The following is a 17324-nucleotide window of genomic DNA, read 5'->3' on the forward strand; positions in this document are numbered from 1 at the left end:
ATATATTTTTTCTAAATAAATGCAGATGAAATACGCAGTGTTTTTGGTTTTCCTGTTTTTTTCAATTCATGCTACACAAGCTCAGGAGTCACTGAGCAAGGATATTTCGTATGCATACCTGGAAAAACTGATCGCAGTTTGTAAGACCAATTATCCCAAAGTGAAAATGTATGAAGCCAGGGTAAACGTGGCAGAGAATGGTGTAAAAAAGGCTAAACTGTCTTATTTTGACATATTCTCGCTTTCTTATTTATACAGTCCCAGTAACAACACTGCAACCGTTTCTGATAAATTTTTGGGAGGTTATCAGTTTGGTTTCTTTGCTAATATCGGTTCCATATTACAGAAGCCTAATTTGATAAAACAGGCCAAAGGAGAATTTGCTGCTGCACAATATGATAAGGAAGCTTATGACCTGAACATGGAGGCAGAAGTAAAAAAACGCTATTTTATTTATATACAAAAAGTTGTATCCCTTCGTGTACGTTCAGGATCATTGCTGGATGTAGAAAGTATGCTTGCCAATGTAAGGCACCGTTTTGAAAAAGGAGAGGAGACACTTGAAAATTATAATAAGTTACTAATTATGTTATCTGACCATCAACAGAACATAATTAATGCAGAAAGTGAGATGCTGGTTGCAAAGAGTAGCCTGGAAGAATTATTGGGACAAAAATTAGAAGATATAAAATGAGCGAGTTTTTACAGTTTTTGAGATTGCTGCAAAGAAATAAGGTTACACTTATTCTGGTTCCATTAATCACTGTTATTGTATGTTATTTTTTAGTTAAAAGGCTTCCGGACTCTTACGATGCACATGCCCGAATTGCGACCGGGCTTGTAGATAAAACAGATCAGGTTGTTACCAAATCCAAGGAAGAACAGGATTCACAGATTGCCAGAAAATTTGAAAGCCTGATCCAGGTAATGTTACTGAAAAGAACACTCGATCAGGTGTCGTATCGTTTGATACTGAATGATTTGAAAGGAAAAAAAGATTCTACCTGGCGCGAGCCGGTTAGGGAACTCGCTGACATGAGCAAAGCAGATAAAAGTAAAGCAATCGCACTTATCACTCAAAAATACAAGGCCAGAGAAGAACTCTTTCTTTGGAAACCCTATGAAAGATCCTTAAATAAAATTATTGAGGACATGCATTATGGTGCTGATGCACTCAGGGGGAAGCTTACCGTTTATCGCAGTGGCGGAAGCGATTATATTGATATTCAGTACGAAGCTGAGGACCCGGATCTGGCTGCTTATGTTATTAATACGCTAAGCCAGGAATTCATTTCAAATAATTCATCCAGAATTGTCGATAATAACAAAAAAACGATTGATTTTTTGCAAACCTTCATGGTGCAGAAACTGAACGACTTAAACAACAGGATGACTATCCTGAAAAATTACAAGATCCAGAATAGGGTATTAAACTTAAATGAGCAGGCAAAAAGTATTTATGGCCAAATGGCAGATTACGAATCGAGGAGAGAGATAGCTCAAAAAGATATTATCGCCTATTCGGCAGCCATTGGAAATATTGATAAAAAATTCGATCCGGCTGACAGAAAATATTTTGAAAGTGCACTGACGGAAATTAACCAGAGCATTATTACAAACAAAAGAAGCTTAAGGGAATTGAATGAAAAATACAATTTAAGCAACTTCAACCCACGTTTAAAAATTAGTCTGGATTCATTGAGAAACCAGCTTTCGGGACAAATTGATGCCGCCTCGGATAAGTATGTATACAATCCTATGGCGGTAAAACAAGATTTGGTAACTCAGAAACTGGGTATGGAAATATCTTTGGACCTGGCCAGAAACAGCGTGTCGTCTATACAGGGAGAATTAAACCGGCTGAACCGAAAATTCGATGGATTGGTCCCGAATGAAGCCAAAATTCAGGAATATGAAACCCAGATTGATATTGCTAATAAGGAGTATATCAGTGCTTTACAACGGTATAATGATGCGAGCCTGGAATTCAGCTTTCCGGTTTATCTGAACCTGATCGAAAGAGCAATGCCAGGCGAAATCCAGTCGTCAAAGAAAATGGTACTTGTGATCCTGTCAGGCGTGATCAGTTTTACATTTTGTGTATTTGTATTTTTTATCCTGTTTTATCTCGACAAATCGATCCGTTATCCTTTAGATCTTGCCAATGCGACTGACCGGCCTGTTTTAGGTTATCTCAATGCACTGGACAAAAATATGAACCTGAGCGTTTCAGGAATGAATGCTTCCGACGATAAGCAGATCCGGTTATATAAAAACCTTGTGAGATCTGTCCGGTATGAACTGGATAATGAGTTAAGCGATCCCAAAATAATTGCCGTAACCAGTCTTTCAGATGGGGTAGGGAAGACCTCATTTGTTGTGGCATTAGCCTGGGCATTTTCGAAGATCAATAAAACGGTACTGATCGTGGACGGAAATTTTGGCCAGCCCGATATTTCAAAATTAAACCCTGACTCTGCTTTATTTGAAAGTTTTCTTAAAAAGGATGTGCCAGTTGAAGCAGTTCCTGGCCAGATCAGTATTCTGGGAAATAAGGGTGGCGATTTTTCTTTGCTTGAATTATCGGATGAAAAACTTATTGGTCAAAAGCTGGCGATGTTAAAATCAAAATTTGACATCATTCTGGTTGAAACTGATTCACTTACGGCGATGAACAAAGCAAAGGAATGGATCAGTTTTGCAGACCGGGTCGTAGCTGTTTTTTCGTCAGGAAATTCTATATCAGGTGAAGACCAGTCGAAAGTTCAGTACCTGATGAATCTTGAAAATAAGTTCTCAGGCTGGATTTTAACCAACACGGAAGATATACCAGAACAGGCAGGTAAAATCGGTAAACTAGTGGAAGCATGAAAATAGCGGGAAATATAGGATTGCTGTTACAGTGTCTGATCGGTTTTAATCTGATTTTTCCTGTTGTTTTACTATTAATATATAATATTAAACAATCCGTTAAAAAATCATTAAAAGTAACTCCATTACCGGTATCTCCGGACTATGCTATTATTGTTACAGCTTATGAACAAACGCAGCAGTTGAATGCAGTGGTTGATTCATTGCTGAAATTGAGATATACAAATTACCATATTTATATTGTAGCAGATAAATGTGACATCTCTAATCTTCGTTTTCCTGAAAAAAGTGTTTTATTGCTTCGTCCTGAGCAAACCCTGGGAAGTAACACAAGATCACATTTTTATGCGATCAAAAACTTTATCCGGCCACATTCCCATCTCACTATTATTGACAGTGATAATTTGGCTGAAAGTAACTACCTCGATGAGCTGAATGTATATTTTAACCAGGGTTTTGAAGCTGTGCAAGGTGTTCGCAAAGCCAAAAATCTGAACAGCACTTATGCATGCCTGGATGCTGCCAGAGATATTTATTATCATTTTTATGATGGGAAAATACTTTTTGGCGCAGGTTCATCAGCTACTCTGGCTGGCTCGGGAATGGCTTTCACAACTGATCTTTACCAAAAATGTCTCGGACATCTGGACGTAACCGGTGCAGGATTTGACAAGGTTCTTCAGGATGGTATTGTAAGCAGGGGTTATCAGATTGCCTTTGCTGAGAATGCCGTTGTTTATGATGAAAAAACGAGCGGGACTGATCAGCTTGTGAACCAGAGGGCTCGCTGGATTAATACCTGGTTCAAGTATTTTTCACTGGGATTCAGGATTTTGTTTAAGGGTATTGTCAATTTTAACTGGAATCAGTTCCTGTTTGGCCTTGTTTTGCTAAGGCCGCCGTTGTTTATATTTCTTTTGCTTTCCGGGTTTTTCCTGATCATCAATTTATTTTTTTCCCCGCTTATTTCTGTTTTCTGGTTTACAGCATTGTGTGTGTTCGTTGCAGGGTTTTATATATCTCTCAGAAAATCAGAAACAGAGCCACGTATTTATCAGTCGCTGGTCAACATTCCGAGGTTTATCGCTTTTCAGGTACTGGCACTGCTTAAGTCACGGAAAGCCAACCAGATTTCAGTAGCCACAAAGCATGGACATTCGGATAAGGAATAGTTAAAGCCCTCGACAGTATGAAAATATATCCCGAAAAAACTGAAAAAAAGAAGAAAATCAGTTTCCAGCATCTCACTCCTCTCCAAAAGAAAACGAGGCAGGTTGCTTTATTGCTTGCCTTTATAAGCGTATTTATATTCTTTTTTAAAATCTTATTTTTTTAAGTGGAAAAAGACATTCAGATATTTGTAAAAGATGATGGTGCATCACATGCTACTTTAAAACACAGAATAAGACAATTGTTTTGGGTGGATAAGCTCAGCAATGCAACTGGTCTGGTTATTCTTTTATTCATTTCCCTGATTTTTGGCGCTCTTATAGCTTACAAAGGAATTATCGCCGGGGCGTTTATTCTTGTCGTGATTTTCACACCGCCGGTTATTTACGCAATAGTGGTTTATCCTCTATTTGGTATTTCGGTCCTGCTTGTATTCGCTTATCTGCTGTTCTTCATTATGAAACTGGGAATAAATTTTCCAATGGGAACGCTTATGGATGGAATTCAGGGCTTGCTCCTTCTGGGCTTTTTTATTCACCAAAAGAGAAAACCGGGATGGGATATATTCAAAAGTCCGGTAAGTTACATGATCCTCATTTGGATCGTTTTTAATATCATTGAAGTGGCTAATCCGGCTGCGGAATCAAGGCTGGCCTGGTTGTATACTATCAGGTCTGTTGCCGTTGTGATGCTCATGTATTTCGTTTTTATGTATCAGATAAAAACGATAAGTGCTGTAAAGTATATCCTTAAATTATGGATTGCACTCTCCGTCTTTGCAGCGTTATATGCTTACAAACAGGAATACATTGGTTTTTCTGATGCCGAAGATGAATGGCTTCATTCTGATCCGGGCATTGCCGGCCTTCTGTTTATAGCTGGTCATTGGCGGAAATTTTCTATTTTTTCGGATCCGGTGGCCTTTTCGTACAATATGGTCGTTAGCAGTATTTTATGTATCAGCCTGCTTACCAATGCGAAGAAATTCTGGAAAAAATTGTTGCTGACCATCTTCATTATACTTTTTTTGACAGCCATGTTATTTTCCGGGACCAGAGGCGCTTATGTTTTGGTACCGGCTGCCATGGTCCTGTTTCTGATATTACGGTTTAGCCGGGATGTATTGATTGGAGCGATTATCGCAGCATTTTTTATCGTTTGCCTCATTTTCGTACCCACTTCCAACCAAAATATTTTACGTTTCCAAACTGCATTTAAGCCTTCGGATGATTTGTCATTCAAAGTCAGGACGGCCAATCAAAAACGTATTCAGCCTTATATTTTGTCTCATCCAATTGGTGGCGGGTTAGGAGCTACCGGGGCTTGGGGAAGCCGGTTTGCTCCTAACAGTTATCTGGCTAATTTTCCGCCCGACAGCGGATATGTTCGCGTGGCCGTTGAACTGGGCTGGATTGGTATGCTGATATTCTGTTTTTTGATGTTTTTTATCCTGCGTGAGGGAATCAATAATTACTATACAATTGTAAATCCCGAACTTAAAACATATTGCATGGCTATGCTTCTGATGGTTTTTGCATATAATATTGGCAATTATCCGCAGGAAGCCTTGGTGCAGTTTCCATCAAATATTTATTTCTATCTGGTAGTGGCACTTATCCACGTCACCAAACGAATTGACGATAAAGAGATTGAAAATGCGAAACGAAAAGTTACCTGATTCGTGGATTAACCTGTAATGAGCGTAGCTAAGACCAAGTCAGAAAAGATTAAATTCCAAAGTATTTATGAAAATTGCCCACCTGATATTAGCCCATTCAGAACCCAGCCAACTGGAAAGAATTATAAATAAGCTGGCTCATCAGGATGCGTATTTTTTTATACACCTTGATCAAAAAATAAGTCAGGAAGCATTTCAGTATCTTACTTCAATGGACAGGGTTTATTTAATTCCTGACCGAGTAAAGGTAGCTTGGGGAGCTTATAGTCTGGTTCAGGCGACAATCATCGGTTTTCAGGCTATCGTAAATTCCGGATTGAGAATTGATTATATCAATTTATTAAGCGGATCGGATTATCCGCTAAAACCGGCGAATGAAATTCATGCTTTTTTTGATGAAAACAAGGGACGAAATTTTATGGGATTTGAGTCTGTAAACGAGCAATGGCTTGAAGCAATTCCAAGAATAACCCAATACCACCTGACGAATTATGCCTTTCCTGGAAAATATATTGTACAGAGATGGATCAATATACTAACACCCAAAAGGAAGATGCCGGACGGGCTCATTCCGGTTGGCAGGTCGCAATGGATGAGTATCACTACTGAGGCAGTTCAATATATACTTCAGTACCTGAATTCACATCCTCATATAGTTCGTTTTTTTGAATTGACATGGGCACCGGACGAAATGATTTTTCAAACTATTCTTTATAATTCTGATTTTAAAGGAAGCCTCGTCAATAACAATTTAAGATACATTGACTGGGCGGCTGGAAATCCCAGCCCTAAAATCCTTGATGAACAGGATCTTGAAAAATTACTGGCGTCAGACAAGCTTTTTGCAAGAAAATTTGACAGCTCAAAAAGTCGTAGGGTGCTTGACATGCTGGATGAAAAAATACAAAACCTGAAATAATCAATTAACATATGATCATTTTAAAGGTGATAAATACATGATACTCACCCATAACTAAATTGAATGATGGACATTATCATAACAGGACAACAAGCCTGGGATGTGGAAATTGGAAGTAATTGTAAAAACATTGCACTGGAATTCAGCAAAAAGAACAGGGTTTTGTATGTTAATTCTCCATTAGACCGCATTAGTCTGATGAAAAACGGTAATGACCCGAAAGTCATTAAACGGAAAGACGTAATCAATAAAAAAAGGATGGAATTGAAAAGATCCAGGATAATCTCTGGGTACTTTATCCGGACAGGATCATTGAATCTATCAACTGGATTTCATCTGACTGGTTATTCAATTTGCTCAATAAACGGAACAATAAGACATTTGCCAAATCTATTCTCAGGGCTGTAAAAGAACTTGATTTCAGGGATTTTGTTCATTTCAATGACAATGATATGTTCCGTAGTTTTTATCTGAAAGATTACCTGAAACCTAAAATTTCCATTTATTACTCCCGCGATTTCATGTTGGCAGTAGATTACTGGAAAAAACATGGAACTGCACTTGAACCTCAGCTCATAGCAAAAAGTGATATTTGTGTGGCTAATTCTACCTATCTCGCAGATTACTGTAAAAAATACAATAAACATTCTTATTACGTTGGGCAGGGGTGTGATCTTGAAATTTTCCTGAACGGTATCAATGCATCCGAACCGCAGGATATGAAGCTGATCAGCAAGCCGAGGATTGGTTATGTTGGTGCGTTGCAAATTCTCAGGCTTGACCTTGGTCTGATGCACTACATTGCAGTTCACCGGCCAGACTGGAATATTATACTGGTTGGCCCGGAGGATAATGAATTCAGGGAAAGTAATTTACATAAGTTGCCCAATGTTATTTTTACAGGATCCAGGAGCATAGATGAACTACCGGCATATATCAATTCATTTGATGTTTGTATTAATCCACAGCTTCTCAATGAGGTAACCATCGGGAATTATCCACGTAAAATCGATGAATATCTTGCTGTTGGTAAACCGGTTGTGGCCACCAAAACGGATGCTATGAGCGTATTTTCAGAACATGTTTATCTGGGAAAAACAAATGAGGATTATGTAAAACTTATTGAGCAGGCATTGAAAGAGAATTCAGTAGCCAGGACGGAGGCGCGTCGTGTCTTTGCAGGAATGCACACCTGGGAAAACAGTGTAGCGGAAATTTATAGCGCTATCAGTAAATCTGTTTAAGGTTTACTGATAGCTTACATTTTTAAAGCAGTTTCAATTGAGATAAACCAAGCTCGGATTGTAATTTAAGCTCTTCTAATTTTTGGTTTAATTCCTTTTGCCAGCTTCCCTGCTTAAGTATTGCTTCGAGTTCTTTGTATTGATTAGCAGTGTAAAGCAGTCCAACGGAAAATAAGGACGAGCGGAACTTGTGAATAGCCAGGCGTAATTTTTCCCCATCTCCGGAAATGGCCGATACAGTAATGGCGTTTAACTGGATTTCACTCTCATTTTCAAACATGGAGATGAGCTCGTCACGGAGTTCAGTATCTCCTCCGGTTATTTCAAACAGGTAATCCAGGTCTACAACTTGATCAGGCATATGATTATTATTAACAGGACGTTGAGTTTCTTTAGGTAATGCCGGCTCGGAATTTTCTTTGTTTCCGAGATGCGCAATGGTATAAAGCAGCTCCTTTTCCTTGAATGGTTTTGAAATATAACTGTTGGCACCTATGCTAAGGCACTCTTCTTTCTCTCCAACCATCGCATGTGCAGTCATGGTAATGATTGGTATTGTTTTGGAAACCGAACTTCTGATTTGTTTAATGGCAGTATATCCATCCATAACTGGCATCTGGATATCCATCAGTACAAGATCAAACTCTTCCTTTTCCAGTCTTTCTATTGCCTCCAATCCGTTACCAACAATCGTAAGCGAAATATCCAGCCTTTCAAAAATTGCCTGTAACAGCTTTTGGTTAAGTGTATTATCTTCTGCTGCCAACACTCTTAACGAAGAAATGGAACTGCTGATGTCCACCTCATTTTCAATATTCTCCTGCAGAAAAGTGTCCTCAACCAGCTTCATAGGAAACTCCATTGTGAAAGTACTGCCTTTTCCTACTTCACTTTTTAAAACAATCGTTCCTTCAAAAATTTCCACAAGCGATTTTACAATACTTAATCCAAGTCCTGTACCTCCAAAAATTCTTGTGGTACTTTCTGCGGCCTGTACAAACCTGTTAAATACTTCTTTTAATTTATCATTCGGAATGCCAATTCCACTGTCCTGAACGATGAACCTGATTCTTTGTGAGCCATCAATAACTTCTCCAACAGGTTCCACTGTTAACCGGACTTCCCCTTTTTCAGTGAATTTTATTGCATTTCCACACACATTGAGCAGGATTTGCGACATGCGCAATTTATCGGTTTCAATCATTTTCGGCAAATCCTCCGATATGGTCTGCACATATCTGATATTTTTTTCTGCTGCTCTCTGATCAATAATAATAGATACTGAATCAATTAATTCCTTGATCGAAGCCGGTGTTTTTTCCAGGATAATCTGACCGGCTTCTATTTTTGAAAAATCCAGGATATCGTTAATTAGTTCCAATAAATTTTTACTGGCGATCTGAATATAATTTACATAGTCGGTACTCTTGGCATCTTTTACCTGGGCAACCAGCAAGTTGGTAAATCCAATAATTGCATTTAGTGGCGTCCGGATTTCATGACTTACATTAGAAAGAAAAATATCTTTTACTCTTACAGACTTTTCGGCCAGAACCCTCGCATTTTCGAGTGTAGTTTCATAATTTGCCCTTTCCGTAATATCCCTGAATACCGTTATCGCACTTGTAACTTCGCCTTCCAAACCGATAACCGGCTGGACATTACTTTCCAGATGGAATATTTTGTTGTCTTTGATAAGGTCAATTTTATTGGCAGTCAGTTTTTCTCCAAGCAATCCTCTGGCAACCGGTAAAGAATCAGGAGTAAAGCGAACATGATATCTGGTCGGATCAAGCAGTTTTACTTTACTCAATTCATCATAAACGGTTTCGATTTTACCACCTTTGATTCCCAATATTTCCCTTCCTGACTGATTCAGCAGTACAATTTCCTTTTGTGTATTGACTACCATTACCCCATCCGGAATTGCCTCAAGATATTGGGTTAGTATACGCTCCTTTTCATTGATCTCTTTTTGCAATTGTTTTTGTTTGCGCTGGTCGCTAAGCAGGAAAATACCTGCGAGCATTGTAAGGAAAAGACCAATAATACTCGTAGAAAAAATAAACAGGGTTGAGTTCTTTTGTGTAACCAATACAAGTTTGCGACGTTCCAAAAGTCCCTGATTGGCAGATTTTTCAATTTCGTTTATCTTGCCCGATAAAAGTTTATCCAAACGCTTGCCTTCACCTTCCTTTATTAAATTAAACGCTTTTTCTGAACCTTCAATCCGGTCTAGGGTAATCACTTTTTGAGTAAAGGATACAACAGCACTGGAAATTGCCAAAAGTTCCTTTACTCTTTTTGTTTGCTCGCCATCAGCCTTCACCAGATTAAACAGCGTATCACTGATCTCAACCAGCTGAACACGTTTTCTGTAATTATCTGATAATAATTCTTCGTCCTGGGTGATCAGATAGCCGCGCATATTAGACTGGAAATCTTTTGTAGCCAATCCAAAGTTAGCTGTCTGGTTCAGTATGCCAATGGTCGTGGTCACACCCTTATTATTAAGGGAAAGATCCTGTAAACTTTGATAAGTAAAATATTGAGATCCAAAGATCAGAGCCAACCCAAAACATATACTGGTATAATACCATTTGAGTGAGTGGTTGGTGGTGAATTTTTGCATAATAGCTTTACTTCCCGAAGCGTTGATACCAGTTAAATGCGAATGCAGCCTGTAACATTAGTCCATCAGATAGCTGAAATTGAACTTAATATGTCTGTACAAATGCCGGAGCTGAGTCATTACGAAATTGTCACTTTCACGCCACACATCTCTTTTCATTGTACTCGGTTCTGCTTCCGAATTTTTTTGAATGAATAAATCCTTAAAATTTTTGTAAAACAATGCTTTACCATCGTTTTTCAGGAAAGACATCATCATACTATACTCTGTTACATCTCCTTTCTGGCCTTCTGACATACCTGCCAAATCTTTCAAAAAAGCTGTTGCGCCGCAAATGGGGATGATCGCTGTAAACATAAAATTTCTGGTATCCCGGCTTCCATAACCTAAAATCAGTTTCGTAATAACCGTGACGTGGATTGGCCAGGTACGGATATTCGAAATAAGCGTAAAAACGTACTATATCAATTTCCTGATTATTTCTGATGAGGCCCATGGCATCCTTAAAACTTTCAGGAAATAAGGCAGTTGGCGTGAAATCTTCCTGTACATAAAGTGTAAATAAACTCTTCACCGCATCCTGGCCCTTGTTAATATTATTGCCAAGCCCTTTGTTTTTAGGAGTGGTAACCAAACGGAAATTGAATTCTTTTTGCAGAGAAACAATGTATTCAAGGTGCTGAATGACACTGCCATCATCAGAAACTACAATATCTCCAAAGTGACAATTAAGTGCTGTAAATGATCTGAGCAACTGTTCCAGAGACGTGCTCCGGTTGTAGTGTGTGATCAAAAGTGTTACATCTTCAAAAAAGTAATCTTTCGTCATAATATTTAAATAATGCCTTCCATTTATTTCATAAATACAAGATCCAGGGTGTTCCTGAGCCAGCGATATCGCAGATAAACGACACGCGCAAGTTTAACCGCCGGATTTTCACTTAGCCGCCAGTTTGCACGGACCATCGTACTTGGCTCGTCGGAAGAATTTTTTTGATAGAATAATTGAGTGAAATCATTATAAAATAATCCCCGGCCTTTCTTCTGGATAAAACTCACAGCCATTTTATATTCAGTCAAATCCCCCTTGATGCCTTCCGGGTATCGTCCGAATTTATTCAGGAAATTGCTCCTTCTCAAATGCGGATGATCACTGTAACAGTAAAATTTAAGGTGGTTCCAGTTCCAGAACGAATAGATCATTTCTGAATAACCTTTGCCATAAGGTATCAGATTAGGATAAGTGAAATAGGCGTAAAACCGAACAATATCCAGCGTTGTATCAGATTGCATAAAGTCCAACGCATCCTTAAAATGCGTGGTGAAAATTTCAGCTGGTTCGAAATCTTCCTGTACATATAATGTATAAGCAGTTTTTACTGCATCCTGTCCCTTATTAATATTATTACCTAATCCTTTGTTAACCGGCGTCTTTACCAGTTCAAAAGCATATTGATCCATTAAACTTTCCAGCTTTTTTAAATGGTCAGGACGGCTTCCGTCGTCAGATACCACAATGCCTCCAAACTTACAGTCCAGCGCTTTGAAGCATTTCAACAGGCGTTCAAGTGATTCACTTCTGTTATAATGCGTGATTAGAAGCGTTGTTTCAGGGAAATAATGTATCATCTCACAATTTATTTGATAGATAGTAGCGAATCCCCTTCACCTGCCGTATCGCACGGTTCATAAATGCTTTGCCTATACTTCCGTCGTCCATCAGGCGTCTTGGAGAAGTAAAAACCCTGGCTTTTGGATCTGTTACCATTTTTAAATTACCAGCAGTTTTAAGGTTGAGTGCCATCCGCCCGTCTTCGGCCTCGTTCTGATAGTCACTGCCCACAATATTGGCATATATCCGGTTTCCACTTACTTTGAATCCTCCTGTTTCACGACCAGTTTGCGTTACAAACCCCATATTAAAACCATAAACATTCAAATATTCCCTGTTTTTCTTCCTGATTTGGATCATCATTCCGGCAAATTTTTCATACACCCAAAGTCCAAACCGGCCTTGTCCCTCGGGAGGAATAAAAGAATAAATTCCGTAAACACCCGTAATTCCGGAATCTTTCACCATTGGAGCTACCATCAGGTCAATCCAGTCAGGCGGATAAAAAGTATCAGAATCTGCGCATAAGTGGTATTTCCCCTTTGCCTGGTCCAGGCCCATTTGCCTCGCACTTGGCGTTCCCTGAACCGGCTGAAAATAAGACCGAACCCCCAAAGTATCCAGCACATGCTGAGTTCCATCGGTTGAATTATTGTTAATTACTACAATTTCCACTTTGTAGTTTGTCCTGCTGGCCGAAAGTGAAGAAAGGGTCCGGTAAATATTATTTTCTTCGTTCCAGGCGGGAATAACCACGGAGACATCAGGTGCGTTGTCAGTAAACCGTTTGATCCTGCCGCGCAATTCCTGAATGTCATTTTTTGAAAGGTCATTAAACTTTTTCCTTGCAAATAAATGCGGTTCAATCCATACAGGTAAACCAAATAAACTCATACAGATAATTATTTTTTAGCCTTGATTTACATTGATAAAGATATTCAAATTAATTCTATTATACATTGGAAAAAAATAAGTTAATTTATAAGCTTTTTGGTCAGGCAGGATTAACTAATAATAACAAATAGCGAATTTTAATTGGTAATAGCTTATGCCGGATTATTAAACTTAAAAATCCGGTCTGTAATTACTAATTCTCGGCCTGTATCTTAAATAATGACAAAAATAAACTGTAAAATTAACTATTGTTCTAATTTGTAGAATAGTTTTACCAACAATACGAATATTTTTAATTTTTTTGTCAATTTATAATTTAAAAACAACATATTTGTATTGCTTCCCATGCAAATTTAACGCCGTCAACATATTCTTATAATTATATTAAATGGACTTACGCATTATCGATAGGATAAAAAACAAACACTTTCTTTCTCTGGCGGGAAACGGAATTATGTCCGTTCTGGGCATGCTGAATATGATGATCTTATATCGTGCGCTATCCGTTTCTGACATTGGAATGTGGGTTTTCTTCCTGTCCATACTATTACTCGTTGATACTTTTCGCTCCGGTTTTTTAACCACTGCCTTTATTAAATTCTATGCTGGTGCAAGTGAAGAAAGAAGTAAGGAAGTTTTGGGGTCTGCATGGTATCTGGCAATAATTGTAACCGGGATATTAGTATTACTGAACGTACCAGCATATTTTTTCTTTTTTATATTAAAAATCAGTCTCTTGCTTTTTTCGTAGAATGGTTTGGTATCATTTATGTAGCTTCCCTGCCTTCATTTATTGCAACCTGTGCTGTACAAGCCGAACAACGATTTGACCAGCTTCTTTATATCCGGTTTTGCAGCCAGGGTATATTCATATTGTTTGTATTTTTTATGGTACTAACACATACAGCCAGTTTACAAAATATCATTTACGCATATCTGGCAGGAGCTGCCGCAACAAGTTTGCTGACAATCGTTATGGGCTGGTCAAGGATTTCCTCCATAAAATACAGAAGTAAAGCCTGCGTAAAAGAATTATTTAATTTCGGGAAATTCACCGTGCTGACAACACTCAGTTCTAATTTGTTTGGAACATCCAATACCATCATTGTTAATTTTATGCTTGGTCCAGCAGCATTAGCTGTATTTAACCTAGGTTCGCGTTTAATGGAGATCATTGAAATACCGCTTCGCAGTTTTGCAGCAACTGGTATGCCGGAGCTTTCGGCTGCTTACAATGCCGGAGACAAAAAGAAGGTAATGGATACCCTGAAAAAGTATATTGGTATTATTACACTGACCCTTTTGCCTGTTTGTATCTCCGCCGCAGTGCTCGCTGACGTAGCCATCGGGATTTTAGGAGGAAGCAAATATGTGCATAGTGAAGCTGCCAATATCATGCGCATTTTAATGATTTTAGCCCTGTTATATCCACTGGACCGCTTTTTTCGCTCTGACTCTGGACGTTATTCATCAGCCTCAGATCAACTTCATAAAAGTATTTGTAATGCTCGCCGGAAGTATTGCAGCTACTTTCATCGGTATTTACATCACAGGTAATATTTACGGTGTTGCCATCGGTGGAATTGTTCCAATTTTGATTGGAGTCAGTGTTTCCAAATGGGCTCTTGACCGGTACTACGCATTTAGTTTTGTCAGTATTTATAAGGAAGGATACCAACAAATTAAGCAATTACTGGCTACTTACTGGGTAAGTTTTTTTCCTAAATAAAGTGCGCTTCTTCTTTTATATTTATTAAAGCCTTATCCAGTTCTCCGGAACCAGGTCATTTGTATTCAGGTCAGGCAGGTTGTTGTACCATCTGGCAGGAGCTATTACAATTTTATCCTCTTTTGGATTGAGCCAGGCGCCCCACCAGCTAAACGAACTGTTGGCAATAATATGGTGATGGCAGGCACGCATCAGCATCAGATCTTCCAGATCGCTGTTTTCACCCGTATTTTCAACAAAAATAAAATCTTGTCCTGAATTTAAATTTTCTTTCACCCATTCCAGATCGTCACTGAATACAAAAAATTTACAATCAGGTGATTTTTCTTTGAAAAATTTGATCGCGTTTCTGTAATAATCCAATCCTATAAAGCCAAACTGATTGTTAAACTGCGTGTTATTGACATAGTCACCACGCCGGATATGTAAGGATACCGGGCAGTTTTCAGCCTGGATTTGTTTTTTGTAAACTTTAAACTGTTCTGTTTCAACTGATTTTAAGGTGAGCTCCTTTTGCAGTGTTTCTTTAATATCCCTGAAATATTTTTCCGTTTGCCAAAAGCCGCTCAAATAAGTGAACATTGATTTTGCAGAAAGTACCTCGGGCTCAAATGTGCTTTGTTTGTCTCTTACCAGTTTGAAAAAAGGAGGAAAACTTCGGTTCGGAAATAATTTTGTGGACTTGGATAGATAAATCAAAGCTGGTGATTCATCCAGCAAATCAAAATTAATATTGAATTTATTCAGTTTAAAACTTCTGAATGTATCAGTAGCATAAGTATGATTGTAATAGCGAAGGTCAAGATAGAGCGATGTGTTTTGCTTTAAGGCCATGCTTCTGGCAATCGCATACTGAAAAAGCTGGTTTCCCAATCCATGGGATATTTTTGAAATAATCATAATGTAATAAATTAAAGTCGGGTAAAAATTATAATGTTGCAGTACGGGCTAAACCGTGCTCTTCTCCACCATTGGTATTTTTTTAGGGGTTTTATATTGAAACCTCATCTCAATATTCTTGTATGTCCAGACCGAGAAGAAGTATATCAGAATAAAATTCAGGATAAATAAATAGGAATAAGCACTGGGTGGAAATTTTAAGATGCGTATGAAAAGGACATTGAAAAGGCTGATTAGTAACGCGTGTGACATATAAATGGAATAGGAATATTTTCCAAGTTTATGAAGCAGGGTTACACTTTTGAGTGCTGCGGAAATGAAGCCTTTTTCGAATGAAAATGTATAGATACAAACGAAAAATAAGATTTCGAAAACGATTCCCCATGGTTTTAGTATTTCCCCATTGAAAATACAATATCCAATAAGTGTAAGTGAAATGAGTTCTGCAATTGAAAAGATAATGGAAGGCCATTTTCTGACATTTTCATTGGTATTGCTGAACAGATTAAAACAAAGTACGCCTGTGAAAAATCCCAGAATGCCGCGAAGAAAGCCGTAATCAAAGCTGTAATTGATCTGAAAACTGCTGGAAACCAGCCATAGCCCTGATACTGAAACCAGACAAATCAGCGCATAATACCAGTTGCGCGAGGAAACGTGCTTTGCAAAATGAATGAAAAGAACCAGTATTCCAAATACAATGTAGGCCATCATTTCGGCACTGATAGACCAGCTAGGAATATTCCAGCTCACATCTTTAACACCGGGAAGAGGTGTGGAGTTTATCAAGAAAAGTGAGGTGAAAAAAGTATATACACTATTAGCGGGATTGCCGAGATTATTAACCTTTACATAAGGATTAAGTAGATTTTTCGCTATTTCCATTCCCACAAAAGCCATAAGCATCACAAAATGTAATGGATAAATGCGGTATAATCTTTTGGTGAAAAACAGTTTTAGTGACTGCCTGTCTGAAATCGACTGATAACTGTAAGCAATAACAAAGCCGCTCAGTACAAAGAAAAAATCAACAAACATGTCGGAGTTCTCGACAAAACTGTTATTGAGAATAGGAGTTTCAGCAAATGGACCTAAATGAAAGAGAAAAACCAGGGATGCAAATAAGCCACGAAAAATGTCCAGGACTTCAAATCTGTGTTTCATTCTACAATTATTTTAAATTAAAGTGGCTTGTAAACCTGTTTATTTTACTATCCTGATCAAATTCATACTTAAACCCATCCGATGCTTTTGTGATAATAAGCAATCCGAAATGCTCACTGATATCCGCCAGTAATCCCGGCATTTCCTGGTTTTCGAGCTGATCGATAAAAAAAATTGCCTCGTTGTTGCCGATGCATTTAATTCGTAATGAATCTGATCCGTTGTGGTATACCTGAAAGTTGACCGATTCATCCTGATTCAGAGGCCATGATATTTTTTTTCCACTATCAAAATCGGTTATGGTCAGTGGCGGGCCGTAATCTTCTTTTTCAATAATCAGTTTTTTATCCTTAATTGTGATTTTTAGCTCACATCTTTCCGCACCGGAATGTTTTACAGCGTTGGTTAACAATTCGATTAAAATCCATTTCATTTTGGTTAAAATGTCTGATTCCAGCGGATATTGCGTAGTTTCCAATTTGATATGAGCCTCACACAATTTCAAAATATC

General features: G+C 38.3%; 18 protein-coding genes. 10 read left to right on the forward strand and 8 right to left on the reverse strand.

The window, feature by feature from the left end; genetic code table 11:
- The first annotated feature begins 25 nt into the window (after nucleotides 1-25).
- The 7 genes from KZC02_RS28585 (at nucleotide 26) to KZC02_RS28610 (ending at nucleotide 7882) form a co-directional block, all read left to right on the forward strand.
- Nucleotides 26-694, forward strand: coding sequence for a TolC family protein (locus tag KZC02_RS28585; RefSeq protein WP_229253862.1), 669 nt, complete (start codon nucleotides 26-28; stop codon nucleotides 692-694).
- Complete coding sequence (locus KZC02_RS28590; RefSeq protein ID WP_221391794.1) at nucleotides 691-2871, forward strand: exopolysaccharide transport family protein; 2181 nt, start codon at nucleotides 691-693, stop codon at nucleotides 2869-2871. Before KZC02_RS28585 ends, KZC02_RS28590 begins: the two co-directional genes overlap by 4 nt.
- Nucleotides 2868-4043, forward strand: coding sequence for a glycosyltransferase (locus KZC02_RS28595; RefSeq protein WP_221391795.1), 1176 nt, complete (start codon nucleotides 2868-2870; stop codon nucleotides 4041-4043). The genes KZC02_RS28590 and KZC02_RS28595 overlap by 4 nt, the downstream gene beginning before the upstream one ends.
- A gap of 164 nt (nucleotides 4044-4207) precedes the next feature.
- Complete coding sequence (locus tag KZC02_RS28600; RefSeq protein WP_229253863.1) at nucleotides 4208-5719, forward strand: O-antigen ligase; 1512 nt, start codon at nucleotides 4208-4210, stop codon at nucleotides 5717-5719.
- Between the two features lie 67 nt (nucleotides 5720-5786).
- Nucleotides 5787-6638, forward strand: a complete 852-nt coding sequence (locus tag KZC02_RS28605) for a beta-1,6-N-acetylglucosaminyltransferase (RefSeq protein ID WP_221391796.1) — start codon at nucleotides 5787-5789, stop codon at nucleotides 6636-6638.
- A gap of 63 nt (nucleotides 6639-6701) precedes the next feature.
- Complete coding sequence (locus tag KZC02_RS32255; RefSeq protein WP_229253864.1) at nucleotides 6702-7046, forward strand: hypothetical protein; 345 nt, start codon at nucleotides 6702-6704, stop codon at nucleotides 7044-7046.
- Entirely contained in the window at nucleotides 6992-7882 is an 891-nt protein-coding gene (locus tag KZC02_RS28610) for a glycosyltransferase (protein WP_229253865.1), read from the forward strand. Before KZC02_RS32255 ends, KZC02_RS28610 begins: the two co-directional genes overlap by 55 nt.
- Nucleotides 7883-7904: 22 nt before the next feature.
- On the opposite strand, the gene KZC02_RS28615 is transcribed toward KZC02_RS28610, so the two are convergent.
- The 5 genes from KZC02_RS28615 to KZC02_RS28630 are packed head-to-tail and all read right to left on the reverse strand — an operon-like array spanning nucleotide 7905 to nucleotide 13020.
- A complete protein-coding gene (locus KZC02_RS28615) occupies nucleotides 7905-10514 on the reverse strand; it encodes a response regulator (RefSeq protein ID WP_221391797.1) in 2610 nt (869 codons plus the stop codon).
- Nucleotides 10515-10571: 57 nt separating this feature from the next.
- Entirely contained in the window at nucleotides 10572-10811 is a 240-nt protein-coding gene (locus tag KZC02_RS32260; protein WP_229253866.1) for a hypothetical protein, read from the reverse strand.
- Nucleotides 10774-11343: a glycosyltransferase gene (locus tag KZC02_RS28620; protein ID WP_229253867.1), complete on the reverse strand. Its 570-nt coding sequence runs from the start codon at nucleotides 11341-11343 to the stop codon at nucleotides 10774-10776. Before KZC02_RS28620 ends, KZC02_RS32260 begins: the two co-directional genes overlap by 38 nt.
- 23 nt (nucleotides 11344-11366) lie before the next feature.
- Nucleotides 11367-12143 carry a glycosyltransferase gene (locus KZC02_RS28625; RefSeq protein ID WP_221391798.1) on the reverse strand — a complete coding sequence of 259 codons (777 nt, stop codon included), beginning with the start codon at nucleotides 12141-12143 and terminating at the stop codon, nucleotides 11367-11369.
- Between the two features lies 1 nt (nucleotide 12144).
- Nucleotides 12145-13020 (reverse strand): glycosyltransferase family 2 protein, encoded by an 876-nt coding sequence (locus KZC02_RS28630; protein WP_221391799.1) that lies wholly within the window; start codon nucleotides 13018-13020, stop codon nucleotides 12145-12147.
- 388 nt (nucleotides 13021-13408) lie between these two features.
- Here KZC02_RS28630 and KZC02_RS32265 point away from each other — a divergent pair, with 388 nt between their 5' ends.
- From KZC02_RS32265 to KZC02_RS32270, 3 genes are read left to right on the forward strand one after another with little or no spacing between them, the layout of a single operon-like run.
- Nucleotides 13409-13771: a hypothetical protein gene (locus KZC02_RS32265; protein WP_229253868.1), complete on the forward strand. Its 363-nt coding sequence runs from the start codon at nucleotides 13409-13411 to the stop codon at nucleotides 13769-13771.
- Nucleotides 13669-14577, forward strand: coding sequence for an oligosaccharide flippase family protein (locus KZC02_RS28635; protein ID WP_229253869.1), 909 nt, complete (start codon nucleotides 13669-13671; stop codon nucleotides 14575-14577). The genes KZC02_RS32265 and KZC02_RS28635 overlap by 103 nt, the downstream gene beginning before the upstream one ends.
- A complete protein-coding gene (locus KZC02_RS32270) occupies nucleotides 14525-14749 on the forward strand; it encodes a hypothetical protein (protein ID WP_229253870.1) in 225 nt (74 codons plus the stop codon). The genes KZC02_RS28635 and KZC02_RS32270 overlap by 53 nt, the downstream gene beginning before the upstream one ends.
- Nucleotides 14750-14773: 24 nt before the next feature.
- Here KZC02_RS32270 and KZC02_RS28640 read toward each other — a convergent pair whose 3' ends face one another.
- Genes KZC02_RS28640 through KZC02_RS28650 form a run of 3 tightly spaced genes read right to left on the reverse strand, consistent with a single transcriptional unit; the run spans nucleotide 14774 to nucleotide 17246 of the window.
- On the reverse strand, nucleotides 14774-15649 hold the full coding sequence (locus KZC02_RS28640; protein ID WP_221391800.1) for an alpha-1,2-fucosyltransferase: 876 nt from the start codon (nucleotides 15647-15649) through the stop codon (nucleotides 14774-14776).
- 48 nt (nucleotides 15650-15697) lie between these two features.
- Nucleotides 15698-16813, reverse strand: coding sequence for an acyltransferase (locus tag KZC02_RS28645; protein WP_221391801.1), 1116 nt, complete (start codon nucleotides 16811-16813; stop codon nucleotides 15698-15700).
- 7 nt (nucleotides 16814-16820) lie between these two features.
- On the reverse strand, nucleotides 16821-17246 hold the full coding sequence (locus KZC02_RS28650) for an anti-sigma regulatory factor (RefSeq protein WP_221391802.1): 426 nt from the start codon (nucleotides 17244-17246) through the stop codon (nucleotides 16821-16823).
- Between the last annotated feature and the right edge of the window lie 78 nt (nucleotides 17247-17324).

This window comes from Dyadobacter sp. NIV53 (assembly GCF_019711195.1).
Classification (GTDB): domain Bacteria; phylum Bacteroidota; class Bacteroidia; order Cytophagales; family Spirosomataceae; genus Dyadobacter.

Coding starts and splice junctions, on each gene's coding strand:
- KZC02_RS28645 (WP_221391801.1), bottom strand. CDS start 16,813: ATGAAACACAGATTTGAAGTCCTGGACATTTTTCGTGGCTTATTTGCA.
- KZC02_RS28615 (WP_221391797.1), bottom strand. CDS start 10,514: ATGCAAAAATTCACCACCAACCACTCACTCAAATGGTATTATACCAGT.
- KZC02_RS28650 (WP_221391802.1), bottom strand. CDS start 17,246: ATGAAATGGATTTTAATCGAATTGTTAACCAACGCTGTAAAACATTCC.
- KZC02_RS32260 (WP_229253866.1), bottom strand. CDS start 10,811: ATGTCAGAAGGCCAGAAAGGAGATGTAACAGAGTATAGTATGATGATG.
- KZC02_RS32270 (WP_229253870.1), top strand. CDS start 14,525: ATGCTCGCCGGAAGTATTGCAGCTACTTTCATCGGTATTTACATCACA.
- KZC02_RS28640 (WP_221391800.1), bottom strand. CDS start 15,649: ATGATTATTTCAAAAATATCCCATGGATTGGGAAACCAGCTTTTTCAG.
- KZC02_RS28595 (WP_221391795.1), top strand. CDS start 2,868: ATGAAAATAGCGGGAAATATAGGATTGCTGTTACAGTGTCTGATCGGT.
- KZC02_RS32255 (WP_229253864.1), top strand. CDS start 6,702: ATGATGGACATTATCATAACAGGACAACAAGCCTGGGATGTGGAAATT.
- KZC02_RS28630 (WP_221391799.1), bottom strand. CDS start 13,020: ATGAGTTTATTTGGTTTACCTGTATGGATTGAACCGCATTTATTTGCA.
- KZC02_RS28620 (WP_229253867.1), bottom strand. CDS start 11,343: ATGACGAAAGATTACTTTTTTGAAGATGTAACACTTTTGATCACACAC.
- KZC02_RS28605 (WP_221391796.1), top strand. CDS start 5,787: ATGAAAATTGCCCACCTGATATTAGCCCATTCAGAACCCAGCCAACTG.
- KZC02_RS28635 (WP_229253869.1), top strand. CDS start 13,669: ATGGTATCTGGCAATAATTGTAACCGGGATATTAGTATTACTGAACGT.
- KZC02_RS28590 (WP_221391794.1), top strand. CDS start 691: ATGAGCGAGTTTTTACAGTTTTTGAGATTGCTGCAAAGAAATAAGGTT.
- KZC02_RS28585 (WP_229253862.1), top strand. CDS start 26: ATGAAATACGCAGTGTTTTTGGTTTTCCTGTTTTTTTCAATTCATGCT.
- KZC02_RS32265 (WP_229253868.1), top strand. CDS start 13,409: ATGGACTTACGCATTATCGATAGGATAAAAAACAAACACTTTCTTTCT.
- KZC02_RS28625 (WP_221391798.1), bottom strand. CDS start 12,143: ATGATACATTATTTCCCTGAAACAACGCTTCTAATCACGCATTATAAC.